Origin of the sequence: Nostoc sp. NZL (assembly GCF_015714705.1) — a bacterium.
Taxonomy (GTDB): Bacteria; Cyanobacteriota; Cyanobacteriia; order Cyanobacteriales; family Nostocaceae; genus Nostoc; species Nostoc foliaceum_A.
The window spans coordinates 97,930-121,834 of sequence record NZ_WBKL01000165.1 but is presented as its reverse complement, the minus strand read 5'-3'; the positions used below and the strand labels follow the sequence as shown (position 1 = coordinate 121,834).

General features: G+C 39.4%; 14 protein-coding genes and 1 pseudogene. 12 read left to right on the top strand and 3 right to left on the bottom strand.

Going from position 1 to position 23,905, the window contains the following annotated elements; translation table 11 throughout:
- Window positions 1-3 precede the first annotated feature (3 nt).
- Complete coding sequence (locus F8R90_RS23940; protein ID WP_196512760.1) at window positions 4-1,275, bottom strand: helix-turn-helix domain-containing protein; 1,272 nt, start codon at window positions 1,273-1,275, stop codon at window positions 4-6.
- Window positions 1,276-1,886: 611 nt separating this feature from the next.
- On the opposite strand from F8R90_RS23940, the gene F8R90_RS23935 reads away from it, so the two are divergent.
- Window positions 1,887-6,074 (top strand): FG-GAP-like repeat-containing protein, encoded by a 4,188-nt coding sequence (locus F8R90_RS23935; RefSeq protein ID WP_196512759.1) that lies wholly within the window; start codon window positions 1,887-1,889, stop codon window positions 6,072-6,074.
- A gap of 192 nt (window positions 6,075-6,266) precedes the next feature.
- Here F8R90_RS23935 and F8R90_RS23930 read toward each other — a convergent pair whose 3' ends face one another.
- On the bottom strand, window positions 6,267-7,151 hold the full coding sequence (locus F8R90_RS23930) for a DUF4351 domain-containing protein (RefSeq protein WP_196512758.1): 885 nt from the start codon (window positions 7,149-7,151) through the stop codon (window positions 6,267-6,269).
- A gap of 382 nt (window positions 7,152-7,533) precedes the next feature.
- Between F8R90_RS23930 and F8R90_RS23925 the strand changes: the two genes are divergently transcribed.
- The 3 genes from F8R90_RS23925 to F8R90_RS23915 all read left to right on the top strand — a co-directional run bounded on the left by F8R90_RS23925 (window position 7,534) and on the right by F8R90_RS23915 (window position 10,349).
- Entirely contained in the window at window positions 7,534-7,857 is a 324-nt protein-coding gene (locus F8R90_RS23925) for an ArsR/SmtB family transcription factor (protein WP_196512757.1), read from the top strand.
- Window positions 7,858-8,079: 222 nt separating this feature from the next.
- Window positions 8,080-9,138: a PstS family phosphate ABC transporter substrate-binding protein gene (locus F8R90_RS23920; protein WP_196512756.1), complete on the top strand. Its 1,059-nt coding sequence runs from the start codon at window positions 8,080-8,082 to the stop codon at window positions 9,136-9,138.
- 191 nt (window positions 9,139-9,329) lie between these two features.
- Window positions 9,330-10,349 (top strand): ArsJ-associated glyceraldehyde-3-phosphate dehydrogenase, encoded by a 1,020-nt coding sequence (locus F8R90_RS23915; RefSeq protein ID WP_196512755.1) that lies wholly within the window; start codon window positions 9,330-9,332, stop codon window positions 10,347-10,349.
- 28 nt (window positions 10,350-10,377) lie between these two features.
- Here F8R90_RS23915 and F8R90_RS23910 read toward each other — a convergent pair.
- Window positions 10,378-10,983, bottom strand: a pseudogene (locus F8R90_RS23910) (hypothetical protein); the annotation flags it as partial.
- Between the two features lie 270 nt (window positions 10,984-11,253).
- On the opposite strand from F8R90_RS23910, the gene F8R90_RS23905 reads away from it, so the two are divergent.
- From F8R90_RS23905 to F8R90_RS23870, 8 genes are all read left to right on the top strand, one after another.
- Window positions 11,254-11,682 (top strand): DUF3110 domain-containing protein, encoded by a 429-nt coding sequence (locus F8R90_RS23905; RefSeq protein ID WP_196512754.1) that lies wholly within the window; start codon window positions 11,254-11,256, stop codon window positions 11,680-11,682.
- A gap of 121 nt (window positions 11,683-11,803) precedes the next feature.
- The gene (gene murQ, locus F8R90_RS23900) at window positions 11,804-12,730 is read left to right on the top strand and encodes an N-acetylmuramic acid 6-phosphate etherase (RefSeq protein ID WP_190896965.1); all 927 of its coding nucleotides are present in this window, start codon (window positions 11,804-11,806) and stop codon (window positions 12,728-12,730) included.
- A gap of 543 nt (window positions 12,731-13,273) precedes the next feature.
- Entirely contained in the window at window positions 13,274-14,476 is a 1,203-nt protein-coding gene (locus F8R90_RS23895; RefSeq protein ID WP_196512753.1) for a response regulator, read from the top strand.
- Window positions 14,477-15,043: 567 nt separating this feature from the next.
- Window positions 15,044-15,406, top strand: a complete 363-nt coding sequence (locus tag F8R90_RS23890; protein ID WP_196512752.1) for a response regulator transcription factor — start codon at window positions 15,044-15,046, stop codon at window positions 15,404-15,406.
- A gap of 124 nt (window positions 15,407-15,530) precedes the next feature.
- Window positions 15,531-16,004 carry a chemotaxis protein CheW gene (locus F8R90_RS23885; protein WP_196512751.1) on the top strand — a complete coding sequence of 158 codons (474 nt, stop codon included), beginning with the start codon at window positions 15,531-15,533 and terminating at the stop codon, window positions 16,002-16,004.
- Window positions 16,005-16,118: 114 nt separating this feature from the next.
- Window positions 16,119-19,427, top strand: coding sequence for a GAF domain-containing protein (locus tag F8R90_RS23880; protein ID WP_196512750.1), 3,309 nt, complete (start codon window positions 16,119-16,121; stop codon window positions 19,425-19,427).
- Between the two features lie 130 nt (window positions 19,428-19,557).
- Window positions 19,558-19,758, top strand: coding sequence for a four helix bundle protein (locus F8R90_RS33105; RefSeq protein ID WP_230966744.1), 201 nt, complete (start codon window positions 19,558-19,560; stop codon window positions 19,756-19,758).
- A gap of 206 nt (window positions 19,759-19,964) precedes the next feature.
- Complete coding sequence (locus F8R90_RS23870; protein ID WP_196512749.1) at window positions 19,965-23,648, top strand: hybrid sensor histidine kinase/response regulator; 3,684 nt, start codon at window positions 19,965-19,967, stop codon at window positions 23,646-23,648.
- Window positions 23,649-23,905 lie beyond the last annotated feature (257 nt).

Genomic DNA, 23,905 nt, shown 5'->3' with positions numbered 1-23,905 from the left:
TCGTTAGTTGATTAAAGGAAAAATTTCCTCCGTAAATACCTCTTTCACATATTCCATTACAATCGGTGACTGGGTATAGCCACCAACCTCTGTCTCAATTAAAGAACGCCTAATCAATCTTTCTACAGCATCAAACAGTTTTGCTTTAGATACAGTAGGCACAATTTTGGTGTGTAAGTAATTAATAGTAGTAAATTGCTGATTTATTTGTAACCAGTACATTACCTGCTGTTCCAAAGCCGAAAGGTGATGGAATTGCCGATCAAGTAAGTGGCGGATACTACTGAATACGAAGGTATTTTGCTCTAGAAAGTTGTTGATATCTTTATTAAATAAGTTAATGATGGTATTGGCAGCCACCCGGATTTTTAGGGGGTTATTATTGTATAAATTGCATAATTTATATTTATCCTCATCTGTACCCAAGAGCGGATAGGATTGCAGTATGAGAAAGGCTGCTTCAAGTGAGCCAAATAATTTAAGGGAGCTAACCCAACGGTTAGCTCCCTCCAAAAAATTCATTTCTACTGGTTTCTCTCTAGTAGTTAAAATTACGCAGCTTTTATGCTCTACTTCTGCTATTACCCGGATTAACTCAGTATATTCTTGATAATCGGAGCGATATTTACCAGTATGACCAACATCTAAGACTGTTTCTAGGCTATCTAAAATAATTAGACACCGGGAAGTACGCAGATAATAAATGAGTTTGTTGATGTCGGGTTTGGGTTCTTGATAATTGGATACAAAGGATAGCAAATCAGTTATGATCTCATCAAAGGATGGGGCTTGACGGAGCGATCGCCAAATCACAGAATCAAATTCACCCTGGATCTGTTTTGCCAGCTTGGCAGTTAAAATGGTTTTACCAACCCCACCCCTGCCGAAGACTGTAAGCAAGCGACACCTATCTTGCAATATCCATGATTCTAACTGTGCCATTTCTTGGGTGCGATCGTAAAACACTGAGACATCAACCGCAGTTCCCCAGTCTTGGTATTTGTTGCTTTTTAACTCCTGTGTATTTATACTTTTTTTGAGAGAGGTAGGCTCAAAATCAGGAGTGGAAATTTCTCTCCAATCTAGGTTTAATTTCCGACATATTTCTTCAAAGGTTCCATACAGAACGGGTTTACAATTGAGGAATCTACTAATTGTGTCTATGGATAATCCCGTTTCATAAGCCAAGGATTTTTGGGTAGGATATCCATTCTCAGAAAGTGCAATTTTGACATGGTTAATCCTCTGATGATTTACTCTCAATGAGCGTGTCATTAATTCTTTTGTTATTTTACTTTGTAAGTATCTAATATAAAAACCTTGATATTTTATCAAGTTTATGTAAAGTTTTCGCTGCATCGGATTTTTCACTGAATCATATATATATATTTATCTATGTTCAAGCTGAGTTAAGCCTGTAATAGTTGATGAAGCCGTAAAAGTCAGTTAAAACTCATAAGAAAGTCATAAGAAAGCCATAAGAAGTCAGTGATTATCAGGCTTGTACTCAGCAATGGGTAGTATATGATGTTGGTGTTTATAGTAAATGTACCAATTCTAAATTATTTGTGAAAATTCATTCATATTGCAGAGATGCAGCAATGCTATATCTCGTCTATAACGCTGAATTGTATCTTCACTAATAATTTAGGATTGCTATCGGTTTAGGAATCCAACCAAATTCTCAAATGAAACAGCCCTGCCTTAACAAGGGGGCAAAAAATTCTCAAAATTCCCTTTTTTAAGGGGGATTTAGGGCGATTTTATGATGTTTTGCAGTATAGAGATGTGTGTACACCGTAGCCTTACAAAGAAGGCAAATGGAGTATCTGCATAACTATTGATACTGCAAAGCATTTTCCAAATACCAAATTCAGGGATCAATCATGTCTAATATTATTTTCGCTAACAATCTGGAAATTGATGTCACCATTCAACAGGAATGGCTTGATATTGTGAATGTAGCCCGAAACGATGCCTATTATTATCTCAGCAGTTTCCGAAATGATACAGGGTATACAGAGAAGTTACAGACTGCGTTTGGTAATAATTTTGATAGTGAAGTAGCTAATCAATTATTTGATGGTTTTTCTCAAGGGAATTTTAGTACTATTCCTACTATCGAGATTGTGAATCGAAATGATCTCAATGGTGCAAATGGTGCTTTTGCTATAGCTACAGGCAAGATTTATTTAGCTGCTGATTTTATTAGCCAAAATGCTCAGAATCTTGATGCTATTGTGGCGGTATTGCTGGAGGAAACTGGGCATTCTATTGATGCAAAAATTAATGTAGCAGATGCAGCAGGGGATGAGGGTGATATTTTTGCGAGGTTGGTGCAAGGGAAGAGTATAAGTCAGCAACAGTTAGCGGTTTTGAAGGCTGAGGATGATACTACAACTGTAACGTTGGATGGTCAGGTTGTTCAGATTGAGATGAATTGGCAATACACTAATCAAGCTTGGTATGGTGATTCAAATGATGATGATTTTGGTGTAAACAACTTTAACAAAATGAACATATTTGACACTGTAAAAAAATCATTTGGACCTGTACATGGACTGGGTGGTAACGACGTTATTTTTGGAAGTGGTTATTTATGGTTCAATAACGTTGGCAATGACAACCTATATGGCGACTCAGGTGATGATAAGCTCTGGGGTCTCAAGGGTAATGATGCCCTATATGGTGGACAGGGCGATGATGTACTTGGTGAAGATAGTGGCGACTATGAAGAAGCCGGCAATGATGCCCTATATGGTGGATCTGGTAATGATAACCTGTACGGCGGACCTGACAATGATTATCTCTTTGGTGAAGAAGGCAATGACTACTTAGATGGTGGAACAGGCAGTGATCAACTTGATGGTTATAGTGGAGATGATCAACTGTTTACTGGTGAAATTTCCGATACAGATTCACACTATTTAACCGGCGGTCTTGGAGTGGATACATTCAACGTTGGGTTGAGTAGAGGATCATTCAATGCTTCTTACGCCGCCTCAATAGCAGGTCATGTTGATAAAATCGGAAAAATTACTCTAGATGTATTCAAGAATTTTTCTACTAGTGCAGAAAAATTTATCAAGGACAATGCTTGGCTGGCAAAATTATCACTAGGTTCAACTGTAATCAGCGAGATATTCGGATTAATCAAAGATTTTACCCCAAAAGTCACTACAGGACTTTGGAAACAAACAGTAGTGATTAAAGATTTTACTCTTCTAGATACGCTTGTTTTACCTGCTAGTCTCAAGGACAAACTGGTTTTAAACTTGAGTAGTATTACCCAAGTGAATATTGCCACAGAACTTAACGGATCTGTCGCTCTTCATCAAGGATATGGGCAACTACAGCAAGCCAATAATCAGACAACGCCATATATTTTTTTACTGGATGAAGATTCCAATGGAGATCGCACAGAGGATTTGCGGCGTTATGTGTTTAAAGAATATACAGACCCGACGAAACCAGACGTAGTGTTATATAAGCTAGTACCAGTAACGGTTGTGGTTGATAAAAATGAAGATATTAGAGGATATAGTAATGACGATGTTCTATTTGGCTGGGGAGGTGATGACAATATCAATAGCGGTGCTGGTAATGACATCCTTGATGGTGGTGATGGTAATGACACTCTGATGGGGGGTGCTGATATTGACACCCTTAATGGTGGCACTGGTGATGATGCTCTTGATGGCGGCACTGGTGATGATACCGCAGTTTTCACTGGGTATGCTGTTAATTATCAAATCTCTTTATTAAGTAATGGAGATGTGCAGGTTAAGGACTCTCAAGGTAATGATACCCTCAAAGACATTGAACGAATCAATTTTGGAGGGGTAACATATAAAGTCTTCAAAGGAGACGGTTTAGATAATACTTTAACAGCAGACGTATACTCTTTTTCAGCTTTAATGTTTAGTGGTGCTGGCAATGACAACATCTATGGTGGTTTTGGTAATGACATTATCTATGGTGAGTCAGGTAATGATAATATTTCTGGCTCTCGAGGAGACGACACTATCTATGGCGGGTCAGGAAATGACATCATTGATGGCTGGGAAGACAATGACTATATAGATGGTGGTGATAATGACGACACCATCAATGGCAATATTGGCAATGACACCATCTATGGCGGATCAGGAAATGACAACATTTATGGTGGTAATGATTATGACATCGTAGTTTTCACAGGAGCTTCTGTTAATTATCAAATCTCTTTATTAAGCAATGGAGATGTGCAGGTTACTGACTCCCAAACTAGTAGAGATGGTACTGATATCCTCACAGATATTGAACAAATCAATTTTAATGGAGGGGGGATATATCAAGTTTTCAAAGGAACCGATTCCAATGACACTTTAAGAGCAGGTGGTTACTGGGCTTTAATGTTTGGTAGTGTTGGTAATGATACCTACGTTGTCTATCAAACCGCCGATATCATTACCGAAAATGCCAATGAAGGTACAGATACAATTCAATCCAGTGTAACGTTTAGTCTTGCCAACCAGCCAAACATCGAAAACCTTACCCTTACAGGAATAGCCGCGATTAACGGTACAGGGAATGCAGGTAATAACATCATTACAAGTAACGCTGGTAATAACACCCTCAATGGTGGTGCAGGTAACGATACCTTATATGGTGATGATTATGATGTCGCATTTAATCCATCGCTTCAAGGCAGTACTGAATTTACTTACTCAAAAGCATGGACTAGCTTTAATGCCATGCCACACCAGTTAGCAGATGTAAACGGTGATGGTCGTGCTGATATTGTTGGATTTACGGGCTATGATGTCTATGTGGCTATTGGACAAACTAACGGCACATTTGCTCAATCATTTAAAGGATACACTCCCACTGCCTCCACTAATTTTTTTGGAGGTAGCTTCAATAGCAATCCACGGCAGGTAGCAGATGTGAATGGCGATGGTTGTGCTGATATCATTGGGTTTGGTAACCATACTCTCTATGTCGCTCTTGGTCAAGCTAATGGCACATTCGGTTCTGCAATTGTAGCCAGCACGGAGTTTGCTACATCTGGATACAGTTTTAATCAAAATCCACGGCAGATAGGAGATGTCAACGGCGATGGTCGTGCTGATTATGTTGAGTTTGGTAACGGTGGTATCTACGTGGCTCTTGGTAAAGATAATGGCACTTTTAGTTTATCATTTCCAGCCCTTTCTAACATTAGTTCCACGGACAACTGGACTAACTTTGATCAAAATCCACGCCTTTTAGCAGACGTAAACGGCGATGGTCGTGCTGATATTGTTGCTTTTGGTAACAATAATGTCTATGTCGCTCTTGCTAAATCTGACAACACAGGCACATTTAATTCAGCGATTTCAGCCACTACTGAATTTACTTACTCAAAAGCATGGACTAGCTTTAATGCCTTGCCACGTCAGGTAGCAGATGTAACTGGTGATGGTCGTGCTGACATTGTTGGATTTGATCGCGGTACTGTCTATGTGGCTTCTGGTCAAGCTAATGGCACTTTTAGTACACAATTTCAAGCCCTTTCTAATATTAGTCCCACGGACAACTGGAATACCTTTGATCAAAATCCACGTCAGGTAGCAGATGTAAACGGCGATGGTACTGCTGATATTGTTGCTTTTGGTAACAATACTGTCTATGTCTCTGTTGCTAACACAGGGAAAGATACTCTAACTGGGGGACTTGGAAAAGATACTCTAACTGGGGGTGCTGGCGCAGATCGTTTTGACTACCGCAACTTAGCTGATTCCCTCTTCAATAGTTGTGATGTTATTACTGATTTCAATGCTAAATCTGGTAATGATTTATTCCTCGTTTCCACTGCACGCAGCGTATTTTCTAATGCGGGATCTGTTGCAACACTTGATATAGCAGGCATTGCAGCCAAGTTAACTACCGCTAATTTTGGAGCAAACTTTGCTGCTCAATTCACCTTTGGTAGTCGTACCTTTGTTGCTATTAATGATGCAACAGCAGGGTTTAATCAGGCTACTGATGCCATCATTGAGGTGACAGGATTCACTGGAACTATTGGGCTCAGTAATTTTACAACAGTGTGATTTGGTAATGGAGGGGGATAGAAGTATTAGATCCTCCCTAGCCCTGCTTACAAAATAGGGGAATGAAACCCCCTTTTTAAGGAGAGTTGGGGGATCTACATCTTGGACAACTGCTGAAAAACCGCTTCAAAATGATTCAAAACATGATCGTGTTCATATCAACTCCCTATCCTGATCACTTATCTATTGAAATTAACTTTGTGCTGACAACCAGGTTACTAAATCATCTAAATTAGAGAAATCTAACTGGGCATCCACCAACGCCTCCAACTGGGGAATCGATAAACTGGTAATTCTCTGCTCTAAATCAGGAGCAATTTCCCCAAAGCGTCGCCGGAGTAAGCGAAGTAGCAATGTCACCTCTCCTTCTTGTCGCCATTCTTCCCGTTGCTTAAGATAAGCTGGTGATAAGTTCATAATCAACTCCCTATCCTCATCACTTACATTATCTTTCACCTCTATATTTTTGCGCCAAGAAGCTAAAATCTCCAGCAATTGATCCCATTTAGAACTTTCTTCTGACAGTTGAACCAACTCTTCTACCGCCTGTTTTTGCGTCCTTCCCTTCCCCAAAACCCTTAGCCATAGGGTATCTTCAATAACAGGTAACTGATTAATAGCTACGATCGCTCCTTTCAACAATTCTGGCAGAAAATAAACCCCCTCAACCCAATTCTCTGACTCTTGAATTTTCCCCCCAAATCCGTTCAGCATTCTAGGAGAACAAGAAGGGGTTAAAATCCATAAACATGGCAATTCTCCCTCTGACAAAGACCGTTTTTCCCGTTTTGCTTGTCGTAATAAATCTCCATGAACCGTATATAACTTTAATAAACAACTCCTAATTTCCACTTCACTAGGAGCATTACGGAACGGTTCAAATAGACAACTAGTTGCAGCCATTTTTGCCAATAAACCTAATTCTGATGTATTAGATGGAGACGTATTGGGGACAAACCAAACATCTATCTCACGAACTTCGCTTTTAACATCTTTGCTAGTTTCTACTTTACCTAAAGAGGTTAACAACTCTTCTAGATATTCCTTGGCAAATTGGTCATGGGGTTGTCGAGTCATGAAATTATGATTGCCAGCATTGTTAATTTTGCAGTAATTAGTATTTTTTCATATCCGGGAATAATATCTCAAAGAATGCAAATATTTAACTTTATATATTCTCAATTTGAAAATATCGAAGATTTTTAGCACAATATCAGGTTGTATCAATATCTCCCCACTCTTTGCATCAGGGGGGAATTGTTTTTTCAATTTCGGCTGAGGTTTTATTGATGAGTGCGATCGCGCAAGCACTATAATGACATCCGTCGTTGCTGACTTATCAGTTCACATTTTTGTTGCTTTAGGTGCGATGTCTGACGACAAGCCTTACGGCTACGCACCTAAAGCTATAGTTTCTAGTTCACAATAGAGTTAACATACCCTTATCGAACTGTAATTGATGCTCACCTCCTCAGCTACCATTCCTCATATAATTGCTGCTGGCTTTCACGCCCTTTCTGATCCACTCAGGATTAGTGTGCTGGAATTGCTCCGACAGCGAGAATTATGTGTATGTGATTTGTGCGAAGCCTTGGGGGTAAATCAATCGAAACTATCTTTTCACCTGAAAACCCTCAAGGAAGCCGGCTTAGTTAACTCCCGTCAGGAAGGACGTTGGATTTATTACAGTTTGAATCTGTCCCAATTTAGTGTTTTAGAGGAATATCTGGCAGATTTTAGCCATAATTCTATAATTTCATCTGCCCGTTCCTGCTGTGATTAAGAAAGAGTTTAGATAAGTTAATTCATTGAAACCAGAATCTTACAGCTTCAAGCCCTAGAAGTGTCAACTAGGACTGATTCCGTTTGTGCTGAATTAATTTATTTAATGCATCAAGTTTTTTTGATGAATTTTTATGTATAGTGCTATGCTTTATATTGACACATCAAGTTTTTTTGAAATGATATAAACATACTTTCAAAATTACCCCTAACGGTGAGGTCAATGAACGCAATAGCAAAGAAATTGGCTCTCTTATTTGGAGTGTTGGCTTTTGCCACCAGCTGCACAGCCACACCTAATTCATCTACTCAAACTCAGTCGTTGCCAAAGGTTACGGAAGTCAGTAATTCGACAAAGGTAACGACAATTAAGATTGATGGTTCTAGCACAGTGTATCCGATCGCAGAGGCGATCGCTAACCAGTTTCAACAGAACAAGCAACAGTACAAGGGACGGGTTGTAGTTAGCTTTTCCGGTACTAGCGCCGGGTTTAAAAAGTTCTGTAGTAAACAGACAGACATCAGCAACGCCTCGCGTCCTATCCTGAAAGCAGAGATAGAAGCTTGCAACAAAAATGGTGTCAAGTTTATCGAGCTTCCCGTTGCCTTTGACGCGCTGACTGTTGCCGTAAATTCCGAAAATACTTGGGCAAAAGATATTACTGTAGCCGAATTGAAAAAGCTTTGGGAGCCAAATGCCCAAGGAAAAATCACTCGTTGGAACCAAGTGCGATCGTCTTGGCCCGATAAACCAATTAACTTGTATGGTGCAGGTGGTCAGTCTGGTACTTTTGATTACTTCACAGAAGCTATTGTTGGTAAAACTAGAGCCAGCCGCACTGACTACATCTCCAGTGAAGATGATCTTGCTCTAGTGCGTGGAGTTGGCACAGATCCTAATGCCTTGGGTTATTTCGGGCTTGCTTATTATGAAGACAACAAAAGTCGGTTAAAACCTCTTGCAATTGATAGCGGTAAAGGAGCAGTATTGCCATCAACTGAAACTGTTGAAAAAGCTGAATATCAGCCATTAGCTCGACCTTTGTTGATTTATGTTAATGCTCAGTCTTTACAAAATCAGCCAGAACTCAAAGAATTTGTAGATTATTACCTAAAGTACGCTCCAATAACAACTAGTTCGGTTGGGTATGTGCCTTTACCTAGTGAAGCCTATGAACTGGCAGAAAAACACTTTCAAGCTGGTAAAGAAGGAACAGTATTTGCAGGCAAAGAGCAGATAAACTTCCAAATTAGTGATTTGTTGAAAACACCACAAAAATAGTGGTTTAACTCAAAAATACTGATGTAAAAGAAAGTTTTGATAAGTTCGTAGTAAGCACTTTAGTGCTTAAAAAATTAAGGACTAAAGTCCTTACTACAAACATACTATTGAATAAATTTGGTGCTACCCATTAATTGAGGATGCATTCACAAACTCAGATTTTGTTGATTTAAATAAACTTAGGAAAACTGATGAGAGTACGTGTTGGCATCAACGGATTTGGCAGAATTGGACGGCTAGCTTTGCGGGCTGCTTGGGGTTGGTCAGAGCTTGAGTTTGTCCATATCAATGAGATTAAAGGCGGGGCAGTAACAGCTGCTCATTTGCTCAAATTTGATTCTGTTCACGGGCGTTGGGCACCGGAAGTAGAAGCACAAAGCGATGATCGCATTCTCATTGATGGCACACCCCTCAGCTTTAGTGAACATTCTCAACCGGGTGAAGTCCCTTGGGAAGAGTTAGGCGTTGATCTCGTGCTGGAATGCTCCGGCAAGTTTAGGACTCCTGCCACTCTAGATCCGTATTTTAAACGGGGAGTACAGAAAGTAATTGTGGCTGCTCCGGTGAAGGAAGAAGCCTTGAATATTGTCATGGGGGTTAATGACCAACTTTATGAGCCAGAAAAACATCATCTGTTAACTGCGGCTTCTTGTACTACTAACTGTTTGGCTCCAGTTGTGAAGGTGATCCATGAAGGCTTGGGCATTAAACATGGAATTATTACCACAATCCATGACAACACCAATACTCAGACCATTGTGGATGCCCCTCACAAGGATCTGCGCCGCGCAAGAGCTACCAGTTTATCTTTGATTCCTACTACCACTGGATCGGCAACTGCGATCGGGTTAATTTATCCCGAACTCAACGGCAAACTCAATGGTTTGGCAGTACGGGTGCCATTGCTCAATGCTTCTTTGACAGACTGCGTGTTTGAAGTTGTGCGACCCACCACAGTAGAAGAAATTAATAGCTTACTAAAAGCAGCTTCAGAGCAAGCACCGCTCAAAGGAATTTTGGGCTATGAAGAACGTCCTTTAGTATCTATCGACTACAAAGACGATCCTCGATCTTCCATCATTGATGCCCTCTCCACAATGGTGGTAAACGAGACGCAAGTGAAAATACTCGCTTGGTATGACAACGAATGGGGCTATGCCAACCGGATGGTTGAACTCGCCCGGAAAGTAGCTCTGAGTCTTAAACATTAAAGGTGATTGAGCATGGGAAAGAGGCAGAGGGGCAGGGTGCGGGGGGCAGAGGGGAAAACTCTTCTCCCTTGCTCCCTGCTCCCTGCTCCCTTGCTTCTTCTCCTACTTCCCTCTGCGGCATCAACGCCAGCTTGGCATTGCGAAATCGCAAATTGTCCAAATCGGTTTTAATCGCGCCGCCTTGACCTGACGACGCTATATTAGTGGAAACCCATCGCCCTTGGTTATCCTGTTCAATGTAAATATCTGGGTTGACTAAGGTAACATCTAGCTTTAGCTGGCGGTTAAAAATTAACTGCACTGGGTTAAAACCCACCTCCACAGCTTCGACTGCGGCTCGATCTGGATCTGTGGATGTGGCTGGGATAGTTGAAGCTCCAAACTGCACTCCCGTCAACGAAAATTGTGTGACTCTTCCCAGTTTTACCGGACGATTGAGTGTAGTCGTGAGACTTTGTTGTGCCAAGGGTGTTAACTCTGTTTGGACAAAAGTCCACAACCGCCAAATACCAACGAGAACTCCTAACAGCAAAAGTCCGCCCAAAGCAATGCTGCCCCGACTCAACACCAGTAACCACAGACGCTTGCGGATAGGGGACGGGGAGAAAATATCTTGATTGGGAGATTTAGTCATTTGCTTTCACTGTATTAATTGCCAGATGTCGCTGGCCCGCACAAGCATTAACTGGCACATTGATTCAGTATGCCATTTCCAGGATACGCCAACTAAACCCAAGACCTCATTGGTTGAGTTACGGTATTTGCTTGATCCAATACTTAAATATTGCTTAATAATATTGGCGTTTTCAGGTAAATCTGATCTGAATAGAGTGAAAATTGTTCCTGTGACTTTCGCTGAGTCACAACCTAGAACTTTAATATGAATAGACCTTAAAAAAGACAGATGATTACACCAATGCGTGTTTTTGTGTTAATTTTTAATGCTCGAACGGAAAATGAGGGGATTCACACGATTCGGGAGGGCGATCGCAATAAAATTTTGATGTTCGAGTCAGAAGACGACGCCACGCGCTTTGCCCTAATGCTGGAAGCTCAGGATTTCCCGTCACCTACACCAGAACCGATCGATGCTGAGGAAATCAAGGAATTTTGCGAAAGTGCTGGATATGAATGGGAAATCATCCCAGAAAACAGCAATTTAGTTATCACTCCGCCAGAACTGAACGTGGAAGAAACCGATTGGCAAGAAGATGCCCAGAAGGAGGATACTGTTGAAGACACCTTCCCTCTCAATCAACAGCCACTAGAAGAACCAGAATTGTCTGATTCTGAACTAGAGAAAATTCGTCGCCAATTGGAAGGATTGTTGTAATTAGTCATTAGTCATTAGTCATTGGTCACTGGTCATTAGCCATTGGTCGCTGACTAATGACAACGGACATAGACGCCCAAAGAGCGGCTTCCCGTAGGGTAAGACAAAGGACAAAGGATAAATGACAAATTTGCAGGAACGCGGGCATCTTTTAACCGAGTTGGTAAATCCTAACAGTCTGAACTTAGACCAGCTCAGTTCTCTGGAATTGGTGGAGCTGTTTAATAACGAAGACCAAAAGGCGGTCGAGGCGGTTGCAGCGGCGAAAATTCAGTTAGCAGAGGCAATTGAGCGCACCGCAGAGCGTTTGCGCCACGGAGGACGGCTATTTTATATCGGTGCGGGTACGAGTGGCAGGTTAGGGGTGTTAGATGCTGCTGAGTGTCCACCTACTTTTTGTACACCCCCAGAGTTGGTACAGGGAATTATTGCTGGTGGTGCTGGGGCACTGGTACGCAGTTCAGAGGATTTAGAAGACAGCATCCAAGATGGCGAGGCTGCGATCGCTGGGCGACATATTACCCAGCTAGATGTCGTAGTCGGCATTACCGCTGGTGGGACAACGCCATTTGTTCACGGTGCGCTTCATGCTGCTCGTCAGCGAGGAGCCACTACTATTTTTATCGCCTGTGTTCCAGCGGAACAAGTTAGATTTGATGCCGATATTGACATTCGCCTATTGACAGGGCCAGAAATAATCGCCGGTTCAACTCGCCTGAAAGCTGGTACAGCCACTAAATTAGCTTTAAATATCCTTTCTACTGGGGTGATGGTTAAGCTAGGCAAAGTGTATGGCAATCGGATGGTGGATGTGGCGGTCACAAATCAAAAGTTACGCGATCGCGCTTTGCGAATTTTGCAAGACCTCACAGGTTTAAGTCGTGAAGCTGCTGGTTTTTTACTAGAACGCAGCGGTAAATGGGTCAAGCTAGCCCTATTAATGCACTGGACTGGTTTGGAAAAAGACGAGGGCGATCGACTTCTTGCAGAACACCAAAGTAATCTTAGGGCAGCAGTTTTGAGTTATCAAAACCACAACCAAGCTTAAAGAAATTTTTCTAAATAAATACTCTATTGATGGCTGCTACTTGTCTTAGTAGCACGCCTTTTTTTAAGATAATATTCTCTCGAAAAATTCACTACTAGTGATATACATTAAGAAAAATAAAGTTAAATATTTTTTTTTAACATTTCTCGCCAATCTCAATAACTAATACAATTTTCTAAGAGGCTACACAAAATAAAGCAAAAATATCTAGAAACGGTTAATCTCTTTTAAACAAAAATTCAGAACTTATACGGATATAATTCCGTATGAAAATTCTTAAAATAATATATCAATACTGAATGCATATTAATGATGTGGACTATAACAACCCACTTGAGTCGTACACTTTGCCAATAAGAAACTTTGCGCTAGATAACTTTTTTTAGCAACTTTTTTGCTATTTCCCCATCTCCCTTGCTTTTAATAATCTTGATTTAGCCTGCTATATACCAAATGCATTTGCCCATATTGACATGTCTGCTGAAGACCATATAGCTAGTGTGGGTTTTTTAAGGGCTGGCTTTTTAATTAAAGGAATAAAGTATGACCCACCCAGAACTTATTTTTTCAAATAACATAGTTAATGAATTTAAAACTTGTACTCAGCTGCAATACAATGGCAAATTAAATATTAAAAGTTCAAAAGGCAGCCAATGGACTTTTTATTATCGGCTAGGACGCATAGTTTGGGCGACAGGGGGAACTCATCCCTTCCGGCGCTGGCGTAGACATATGGCCCAAAATTGTCCTCAAATTGATCTTGATAAATTGCAGTTGCGTTTACAAGACTTATCAATTGATTATTGGGATTACCGCCTTCTAGAAATCTTTTATAAAAAACAAAAAATCCAGCGAGAACAGATTCAGTCTATTGCTGAAAACACGATAGTAGAATTATTATTTGACCTAGCTCTGCAAGGGAATTTTGCTTCTATAAGTTGCAATCGCAGCCAAGAAGTTATCTTAGAAACAGCAATGAGCTTTACAAGTGCAGAAATGTCTGTAAAGCATATGCAAGACTCGTGGAAAATTTGGTCAGAAGCTGGTTTAGCAAATTTTTCTCCTGACTTGGCACCAGTTCTGCGGCGACCAGAACAACTCCAGCAAATGGTAAGTCCATCTGTCTACAAAAACTTTGTCAATTTAATCAACGGCAAATTAACTTTGCGAGATTTAGCCGTGAAAATGAAGCAGAGTGTACTGCCACTCACCCGTTCGTTGCTTCCCTATGTTCTTAAAGGAATTATTGAATTGGTGGAAGTACCTGACATACCCTTAGGAGTTACTGAAGGCAACAAGAACTCTAGCACTACACAACCAAAGAAGCGGACTGCTCCACTAGTGGCTTGTGTCGATGATAGCCCTCAGGTATGTAAAATGCTAGAGGATATTATCACTTCCAATGGATTAAGGTTTGTCAAGATTCAAGATGCTGTACAAGCTCTACCAACCCTCATTCAGGATAAACCAGACCTGATTTTCTTGGATTTGATTATGCCAGTTGCCAGTGGTTACGAAATTTGCACTCAGTTGCGACGAATATCTACCTTTGCCAACACACCAATAATTATATTAACAGGCAGTGATGGTCTTTTAGATAGAGTTCGTGCCAAAGTAGTTGGTTCTACAGATTTTCTCACTAAACCTGTAGTGGCTGATAAGGTAATGGCTATAGTCCGTAAATATTTACCTACATCGAATGTATCTATCGATAAGAGTAAATCTAATTTAGAGGTTTGTAATTAGGGGGAATTAGTAATTTTACTTGATGATTAATCACGAGCTAATCTGATGAGCTTTAAAATTTAATTGTTCAGGAATAGCCATAACAAAAAATTTTATAGCCTGATACTTTTCCACCTCAGTAAACATAAAAATGCTGGGGTGATGAATAAAAACTCAGAATTCAAAAAAGACAATTCAATTAGATAGTGGTCTGAAACCAATCTAACTTTAGGCCAAAAACAAAAAATTAAATACTTAATAAGAATTTAAAACATAATTTATCATCTGATATTTCTACAAGATAACTTCTTAAGTATAATGATAAATGCTTTTATTATCTTATGAGTTTAATTTATATGAAACATAAATTAAATTATATTTATTACGTACTTTTTCTGAGGTTAATAAATAAAGATTAAACCAAAATTAGACAAATACAATTTTTTGTATTTATAGCAATCCTATTTGAATTGTTAAATAGTGGTTAGGGGCTAGTCTCTAGTCCCTTCCATCTCTTTGTAAGGAATCATTTAGGATTTGTATGTCTAATTTGTTTACATTCTCAAAAGATTTTAACGAGTAATTGCCATGAATACTGTTTTAGTTGTTGAAGATGGCTTAACAGATATGGAAATAATCAGCCGTTACTTGCAACAGGCAGGTTATTCTGTGATTAGCGCCACAAGCAGTGAAGAGGCTCAAGACAAAATAGATAAAAATAAACCAGATTTAATATTTCTTGACGTAATTTTACCAGGGAAAAGTGGCTTTGAAATTTGCCGAGAATTGAAAAACAATCCCAACACTAGTAAAATACCTGTAGTTTTTTGCTCTACAAAAAATAGTGATGTAGATAAAATTTGGGGTAATATGTTGGGCGCTGATGGTTATTTATCAAAACCGATTAATAGAGAAGAACTAGTGGTAATTTTAAAGCGTTTAATTAATTAATAAAAATGAAATAATTCAACAAACACTAGAAGACACTATTTCTAATCATAACTTCTGCAAGATTCACATAATAACTGCAAATAGTGGCTAGAGTTCAATAATCAAAGACTAAGGATCAATAACTTTGGAAACCAAGGAAAAGTTTTTAAGTTTTAATTTGGGAGTAAGTGATACAGCCGTAATTTCGTTACAACACATCACAGAAATTTTGCAAGTATCATTACCAGAAATATGTGGCGTTCCTCAGATGCCCAATAGCGTCTTAGGTATTTATAACTGGCGCGGTGAGATGCTTTGGCTGGTAGATTTAGAGGCAATGTTAGGTTATCCTCCAATTTCGCAAGGATCAAATTTACTTTCAAGAATGATGGCGATTGTTCTGGAAAATAAGGGTAAGTATTTGGGGCTATTGGTGCGACAGCTTATAGATATTGAATGGCTGGATACTAAGCAAATGAAACCCCAAACTCCCGAATTATTTTATCCTAAAATATCACCTTTTTTACAGGGATACTTTATTAATGATTCCGAGGATATGATTTTTAATTTGGATGCCATAACTATTATCCAAGCTTCCATTTGGGGTATTCACAATTAAACATAGACATAGTATTTTGACGATTTTTAATCCTGCCTGAATTACCAAATACTATTTCATTCTTACCTGCAACATATCAAACTATTACAAACCACAAATCTTGAGGATAATCAAATGACATTTTTGTATAACAATAGCCATGAAAATCAGCATCTAATCTCTGAACTAGAAAATCAGAATGGTAACGCTCATATAGCAAATATTGCTAATAATGAAATATCTTTATTAAATGCGATCGCTCAGGAATTTAAAACTTGGCGGCGACAGTTGCAAGATATCGCAACTCATATGCGCCAAGCTCCAGACCTTGATACACTACTCAAAATCACTGTAGCGCAAATTAGAGAAAAGATTGGCTGCGATCGCGCCTTAATTTATCAGTTTACTTCCCTTGATTCAGGTAATGTTTTAGCAGAATCCAGAACACTAGGTTGGACACCAACTTTAGGCGAAAATATTCCAGGAATTATTTTTGGATTATATACCAATCAAGACTATATAGAACCTGTAGTTATTGACGATATTAATCAGATACAACTTACACCCTATCAAAAGCAGCTGCTAGATAAATTTCAAATTAAAGCTAGTTTGAGTTTACCGATTGTAGTAGAAGGTAAAGTGTGGGGGTTACTGGCAGTAAATAATTGCTACTCAACGCGGCAGTGGCAAGAGGTAGAAATCAGTCTCCTATCTCAAATTACAACAGAATTAGCCTACAAATTGCAGAGCTTTGGATTCCAAAAAGAACAGCAACAGCGAATACTAGCAAAAAAATCGGTAGCTAAAGTCATCGACAAAATTCTGCGGGTATCAAATGTTGATAAGCTCTTTCAAACAACCACTCAAGAAGTACGCCAATTACTAAAATGCGATCGCGTTGGTGTTTATCGCTTTAAACCTGACTGGAGTGGCGAATTTGTAGCTGAGTCCGTGGGTAATGGCTGGATAAAAATGGTAGGCCCTGATTTTTACATGGTCTGGGAAGATAGCCACTTACAAGACACTCAAGGAGGACGTTATGCCAAGGGTGAAAGCTTTGTAGTCAATGACATTTATCAAATGGGCCATGCTCAATGTCACATTGACATTTTAGAGCAGTATGAAATGAAGGCTTATATCATTGCGCCGATATTTTCTGGAGAAAAATTATGGGGTTTGCTCGCAGCTTACCAAAATTCTGGGCCTCGTGATTGGCAACCTTGGGAAGAAAGCTTTGTAACTCAAATTGGTCTGCAATTTGGTGTGGCTATCTCACAAGGGGAATATTTGGAACAAGTGCAGACTAAATCTGACCAACTAGCTCAAATAGTTGAACAAGAAAAAGTTTTCACTAAGATAGTCAACCGTATCCGACAATCTTCAGATGTAGAAAGCGTCTTCAAAACAACCACTCAAGAAGTGCGTCAATCACTGCAATGCGATCGCGTCGCTGTCTATCGCTTTAACTCTGACTGGGGTGGCGAATTTGTGGCTGAGTCTGTGGGTACTGGTTGGACAAAACTGGTAGGCCCTGATATTCAAACCGTTTTGGATGATACCTACTTGCAAGAAACTAAGGGAGGTAGGTATGTCAGAGGTGAAAACTTTGTTGTAGATAACATCTATGAAGTAGGGCTTGCTCCTTGCCATATTGAGATTTTAGAGCAGTTTGAAGCCAAAGCTTACATAATTGTTCCTATATTCTTCGGGGATAAATTGTGGGGCTTGCTGGCGGCTTATCAAAATTCCAGCATCCGTGAATGGCAAACCTGGGAAGTGAACTTTTTGGTTCAGACTAGCTTGCAATTTAGCCTAGCTAAATCACAGATCGATTATTTGGAATTAGTTCGAGTTAAATCTGAGAAACTAGCTCAGATAGCAGAACAAGAGAAAGCTGTCACCAAAATCAGTAACCGCATCCGCCAATCTTTAGATGTAGAAGAAATCTTCAAAACCACCACTCAAGAAGTAAGACAATTACTGCGATGCGATCGTGTCGCAGTCTATCGTTTCAACCCTAACTGGAGTGGTGAATTTGTAGCAGAATCAGCAGGTCATCTTTGGGTAAAACTGGTAGGCCCGGATATAAAAACTGTCTGGGAAGATACACACTTACAAGAAACTCAGGGAGGCCGATATATCCAGGGTGAAAGCTTTGTTGTAAATGACATCTATCAGGTAGGTCATTCTCCTTGCCACATTGAAATTTTAGAGCAATTTGAAGTTAAAGCTTATGTAATTGTTCCTGTATTTGCTGGGGAACAATTGTGGGGATTGCTGGCAGCTTATCAAAATTCGGGAACTCGTGATTGGGAAGAATCGGAAGTCACTTTGTTATCACGCATTGGTAGCCAGTTAGGACTGGCATTACAACATACCGAGTATTTGCAACAAGTACAAGCGCAGTCAGCAAAATTAGCAGAAGCAGCAGCACGGGAAAAAGCAGCCAAAGAATTACTACAACAACGATCTATTCAACTTCTAACAGCCCTTAGACCCGCTCTCAACGGCGACTTAACGGTACGCGCACCAATTACAGAAGACGAACTAGGAACGATCGCAGATGCTTACAATAATACTCTGCAAGCACTGCGGCAAATCGTTATTCAGGTACAAGGGGCTGCTCAACAAGTTGCCCAAACTTCTAGCAATAGCGATGCTTCACTAGCAGGATTGACCAATCTAGCGCAACAACAATCTGAGGAAATTACCGCAGCCTTAGGTGATATTCAACAGATGGTGGACTCTACTCAAGCTGTGGTCGCAAATGCCGAGTTAGTGCAACTAGCAGTGCAACAAGCCAATCAAACTGTAGAGTCTGGCGATACTGCGATGAACCTAACTGTAAAAGCAATCCAAGGAATTCGGGACACCGTTGCTCAAACCAGCAAAAAGATTAAACGCCTCAGTGAATCTTCGCAAAAAATCTCCAAAGTGGTGAATTTGATTGGTAATTTTGCCACACAGACAAACGTACTGGCTCTGAATGCTGCCATTGAAGCCACCCGTGCCGGTGAATATGGCAAAGGCTTTGCAGTTGTAGCTGATGAAGTCCGTTCTTTATCTCGCCAGTCAGCAGCAGCAACCATCGAAATAGAAAAATTAGTCCAAGAGATTCAAGCAGAAACCGGAGAAGTTGCAGTAGCGATGGAAATTGGCATTCAGCAGGTGGTAGAAGGTACAAATCTTGTCAGTGACACTCGCCAAAACTTAAATGCGATCGTTTCTGCAACTGCCGAAATTAGTCAGCTAATCGAGCGCATTACCGCCGCAACTCAAAAACAAATGACGCAATCTGTAACAGTAACTAAATCAATGCAAGATGTAGCAGAAATTGCCAATAAGACTTTTGCTGAATCTCAAGAAATTGCTACCGTGTTCCAAGAGTTATCAGGAATGGCGCAAGAGCTATTAACAACTGCAAGCAAGTTTAAAGTCAAATGAAAAATAGTTAGGAGTTAGGAGTTATTAGGTCAAAGCATTAATTAAATAAGTCACTATTTTATTTGAAAATTTAAAAATGCTTTGACCTTAATTAATTGTAACTTTTGAGTTGAAGGTAGGAAAAGAGTAATTGGCAGAGAGTATTATTCAACAGAAGAGTTTTAAATTTGCTTTGGAAATTATTCACCTATATATGAAACTGCAAGAGCAACGGGAATATGTGCTTTCTAAGCAATTACTACGAAGTGGGACAAGTATTGGCGCGAATGTTGAAGAGGCTAGCGGTGGTCAGAGTAGAAAGGATTTCTTGGCAAAAATGTATATTGCATAAAAAGAAGCTAGGGAAACTAAATACTGGCTACGTTTACTACAACAGTCCAGACTAGTAAATATTGATTTAACCAATGAACTAATCTATGCAGACGAAATCATTCGAATTTTGAGTTAAATAGCCAAGACAACTGAAAAATCAATTAGTTGATCAACTCTCAACTCCTAACTCCCCACTCCCCACTCCCCACTCCCCACTCCCTAATTATGATTACAGATAAAGAAATTCGAGAACAAGGATACATCTATTTTCTAGCTGAAGCCCCGGAATTAGTCCAAATTATTGAGCAAGAACTATTTAGCTTATCGGAAGGTTATAGTACTGCTAAAGTTCACAACTTAATGCGGGCTACTCATACACTTAAAGGTGGTGCTGCTAATGTTGGGCTAGAAGTAATTAAGATGATAGCCCATTTTTTAGAAGATGTATTTAAGGCTCTATATAATCCAAATGTGGTAGTTGATGCCGAATTACAAACACTTTTATTACAAGCTTATGAGTGTCTTAGCATAGCATTAAATACCGAATTAATAGGTAGTACTGTTAATGACGAAGAACTAATACATCGGGCAACTTCAGTGTTTGCACAGTTACAAGAAAAACTAGGTGATGCTTTTGGTGCTGAGTCTCATATTCCCACTTCTGAAGAATTGGGATTTGATATTGTACAATCCGTTTTTGAAGTGGGAGTAGAACAACGGCTAAACAGTATTGCTGAAGCTGTTAAAAATCCACCAAATAATGACGATTTTATCGAATTCTTACACTCTCAAGCTGAGGTGTTTCTCGGTTTAGCAGAATCTTTAAATTTACCTGGATTGGGAGAAATTTCTCAAACAATTTTGTCAGCGCTGCAAGCAAACCCAACTCAGGTGCAGCAAATTGCAGAAATTTCCCTTGCAGATTTGCAACAAGCGCAACAATTAGTACTAGCAGGCGATCGCACATCTGGCGGAGAAGCTTCTCCAGGTTTGCGAAAACTCACGACAGTCGCAAATAATGAGTTATCTGGAGAATTGCAAAATAATTCATCTGCTGGAATGTTTACCCTCAATGAGGAACAATTTTACCAGTTTCTCACTACATCCGATAACAATAAAAATGAATCTGTCAACCCAACAACTGCCAAGTTTTATTTAAAAGTAATTCGCTACATTTATGGCTGGTTTAATCACCAGATGGAAATACCAGAGCCAGAACTAAGTTTGACTTTGCTGGTTCCCACATTAGAAAGAAAAACTTTACTTAATTATATCGAAACTTGGCTGAAAAGTTTTCTTGATTTTGTGCAAGAGAAAGAAGATAGTCAAAGTCTTTGTATTTATCGACGTGGTATCATCTTAATCATCCTATTTGCAGTTGTAAAATTTCAATATTCTATTAAACCATCTGACAGCTATCTCTCAGTAATTAAAATATTACAAAATAGAATTCATACATTAGCACAAGAATATAAAAATTATCCTCCTGTTACCAGCAAAGAGAAGAATTGGCTTGATAGTCCCAACTTACAAACACTGCTAATTCTTAAAGAAATATCTAAGTCTCTATCTTCTCAAGCTACTGATAACCTACTAGAAGCAATATGGGGAGAAGAAGCTAGCCAAAATATTGCTGCTGAAGTCGTGACTACCCAAACTGATGATTCTTCAGAAAAGCTTGATTCATTAACTGTTGGTGAGCAGGTAGTTGCAGATATTTCTGAAACAGCTATTGAAGTCATGCCTGATTTAGCTACACAAATCAATAAAGAAATAGAAGATAAATCACAGTATGTTCAAACTAAAACTTTTCGCCAACCTTCATTTATTCGAGTAGATACAGAGAGACTACAACACCTCAATTATCTAGCTGGAGAATTGCTGATTTACCAAAAACGGCGTAGTTTGCAAGATGAACAAGTCAAAGAAATAATTGAGCAATTAATACAGCAACTCGCTAGACACCAAAGAACTTTAAATGAATTACGTGATTTACCATTACAAATACAAAATATTAACTCACAACAAACACAAAATTTTGCAGTGAAGTTTGACTCTCTAGAAATGGATGTATATACAGAATTTCAGATGACATTGCACGAAGCAATAGAAGAGACACTGCAACTACAAGAAACCACAGAGTCTCTTGACTTACTCGTGACGCAAGCTGCTCAAATTAGTGACAAACAAGAGAATTTAACTCTTAATATTATAGATAGCTTAGTCGAAGCACGAATGTCGCCTTTGGGCAATATACTAAATCGTTTCCCCCACATGGTAAATAAGTTGGGGAATGTTCATGCCAAACTTGTAGAATTGAAACTTACTGGTACTGAGGTACTAGTAGATAAAGCGATCGCAGAAAAGCTTTACGACCCGTTATTACACTTGGTGCGTAATGCTTTTGACCACGGTATTGAAGCTCCACATGTTCGCAGAGAGCTTGGTAAACCAGAACAAGGTTTAATCGAAATCTGCGCCTATCATCAGGGTAGCCAAACTGTTATCGAAGTTCGAGATGATGGTCAGGGATTGAATTTAGATAGAATTCGGAGAAAAGCTGTTGAATTTTATCCCATACAAACTGAAGAAAAAATTAGAAGCTATGGTTCTAATCTGTCTGATACTGAACTTTTAGATTTGATATTTTCGCCTGGATTTTCTACTGCTAATAAAGTGAGTGAAATTTCTGGGCGCGGTATGGGTTTAGATATTGTGCGTACTCAAATGCACGCACTCAACGGCTCAATTTCAGTTCAATCCTTGCCCAATCAAGGAACAATATTCATACTCAAAATTCCTTTTTCTATGACTACAGAAAAATTAATGCTAGTTCAAGCCAAAGGTGTTGTTTATGCCCTTCTTTTAGACAGTATCGAAAAAATATTGATTCCTTCTGATCAGCAGATTAAAGAAATCGAAGGAAAAAAAGTCTTGCATTGGAACACAGACAATGATGAGACTATGGTCAGCATCCGTCAACTTTCAAAATTGATTGATTATAATGGCTCACTCTTTAATAGTGGTACTCCATACAACACATCAAATATTCACGATCCAAGCGTAGCGAAAAATCCAGTGCTTTTACTACGACGAAATCAGGGAATATTTGCTTTAGAAGTTGACCAAATAATGGGTGAACAAGAACTGGTAATTAGACCTTTAGGAAATGTGATCGCACCGCCAAAATACATTTATGGTTGTAGTAGTTTAGCCAATGGCAATCTTATCTTAGTGATTGATGCTTCACTGCTGGTAAAGTCTAGCGAAAGCCAACAAACAACACTTGATATCATGGCGCTACCAGTAACTTCAGCTTCTTCCTCAAATAAAAAAGCCTTGGCGATATCGGGAGATACTTTGTCATCTACACCATTACTTGCTGCATCTACTTCCACAACAGCTATAGAAACCCAACCCAGTTATTCTCAAGAACGAGATAATAAATCACCTATAGAAACCCAACCCAGTTATTCTCAAGAGCTAGATAATAAATCGCCAAAAGTTGTTTTAGTAGTAGATGATGCAATTAGTCTGCGCCAAACTCTTTCTCTCACTCTGCAAAAATCTGGCTATCAAGTAATACAAGCTCAAAATGGTGTAGAAGCTCTAGAAAAGTTACATTTGCATCCTGAAATTCAAGTTGTCGTCTCCGATTTAGAGATGCCACGAATGAATGGTTTTGAGTTGTTGAGTAATTTCCGCCAGTACCCAAATTTAGCAAAAATACCTGTAGTGATTCTCACTTCTCGCAGTGCTGAAAAACATCGTCAGCTTGCTCAAGAATTGGGTGCAAAAGCTTATTTGAGCAAGCCTTATTTAGAGCATGAGTTTCTTGCTACAATTAAGAGTTTAATTAACAGTAATACAGATGATTTAAACCCTTTATTTATGGTGGCACATCATTAAAATTAATCTTATTTCAATTGGGTACTATCAGCAAGTTATCAGTGGAAGTTTAAGCTAAGTGATACCACATCGTGGAGAGAAACATAGAGAAACGGAGAAAACCAAGCTACCGTTAACCCAGTCGCTCAACGAATCATACAGTTAGGATTTGAGGCAACAGCTAATCCTGATTTTCCTGTTATTTACGCCACTTTGCCTCGAAGAGTTATTAATAAATTAGAATCCTGGGAGGAAGTACTTAAAATATCTTTGGATGA

Bases quoted from the DNA above. Each gene is read 5' to 3' on its own strand.
- F8R90_RS23895 (WP_196512753.1), top strand. From the start codon at position 13,274: ATGACCCACCCAGAACTTATTTTTTCAAATAACATAGTTAATGAATTT.
- F8R90_RS23935 (WP_196512759.1), top strand. From the start codon at position 1,887: ATGTCTAATATTATTTTCGCTAACAATCTGGAAATTGATGTCACCATT.
- F8R90_RS23920 (WP_196512756.1), top strand. From the start codon at position 8,080: ATGAACGCAATAGCAAAGAAATTGGCTCTCTTATTTGGAGTGTTGGCT.
- F8R90_RS23930 (WP_196512758.1), bottom strand. From the start codon at position 7,151: ATGACTCGACAACCCCATGACCAATTTGCCAAGGAATATCTAGAAGAG.
- F8R90_RS23880 (WP_196512750.1), top strand. From the start codon at position 16,119: ATGACATTTTTGTATAACAATAGCCATGAAAATCAGCATCTAATCTCT.
- F8R90_RS23940 (WP_196512760.1), bottom strand. From the start codon at position 1,275: ATGACACGCTCATTGAGAGTAAATCATCAGAGGATTAACCATGTCAAA.
- F8R90_RS23890 (WP_196512752.1), top strand. From the start codon at position 15,044: ATGAATACTGTTTTAGTTGTTGAAGATGGCTTAACAGATATGGAAATA.
- F8R90_RS23905 (WP_196512754.1), top strand. From the start codon at position 11,254: ATGATTACACCAATGCGTGTTTTTGTGTTAATTTTTAATGCTCGAACG.
- F8R90_RS23870 (WP_196512749.1), top strand. From the start codon at position 19,965: ATGATTACAGATAAAGAAATTCGAGAACAAGGATACATCTATTTTCTA.
- F8R90_RS23915 (WP_196512755.1), top strand. From the start codon at position 9,330: ATGAGAGTACGTGTTGGCATCAACGGATTTGGCAGAATTGGACGGCTA.
- F8R90_RS23925 (WP_196512757.1), top strand. From the start codon at position 7,534: ATGCTCACCTCCTCAGCTACCATTCCTCATATAATTGCTGCTGGCTTT.
- murQ (WP_190896965.1), top strand. From the start codon at position 11,804: ATGACAAATTTGCAGGAACGCGGGCATCTTTTAACCGAGTTGGTAAAT.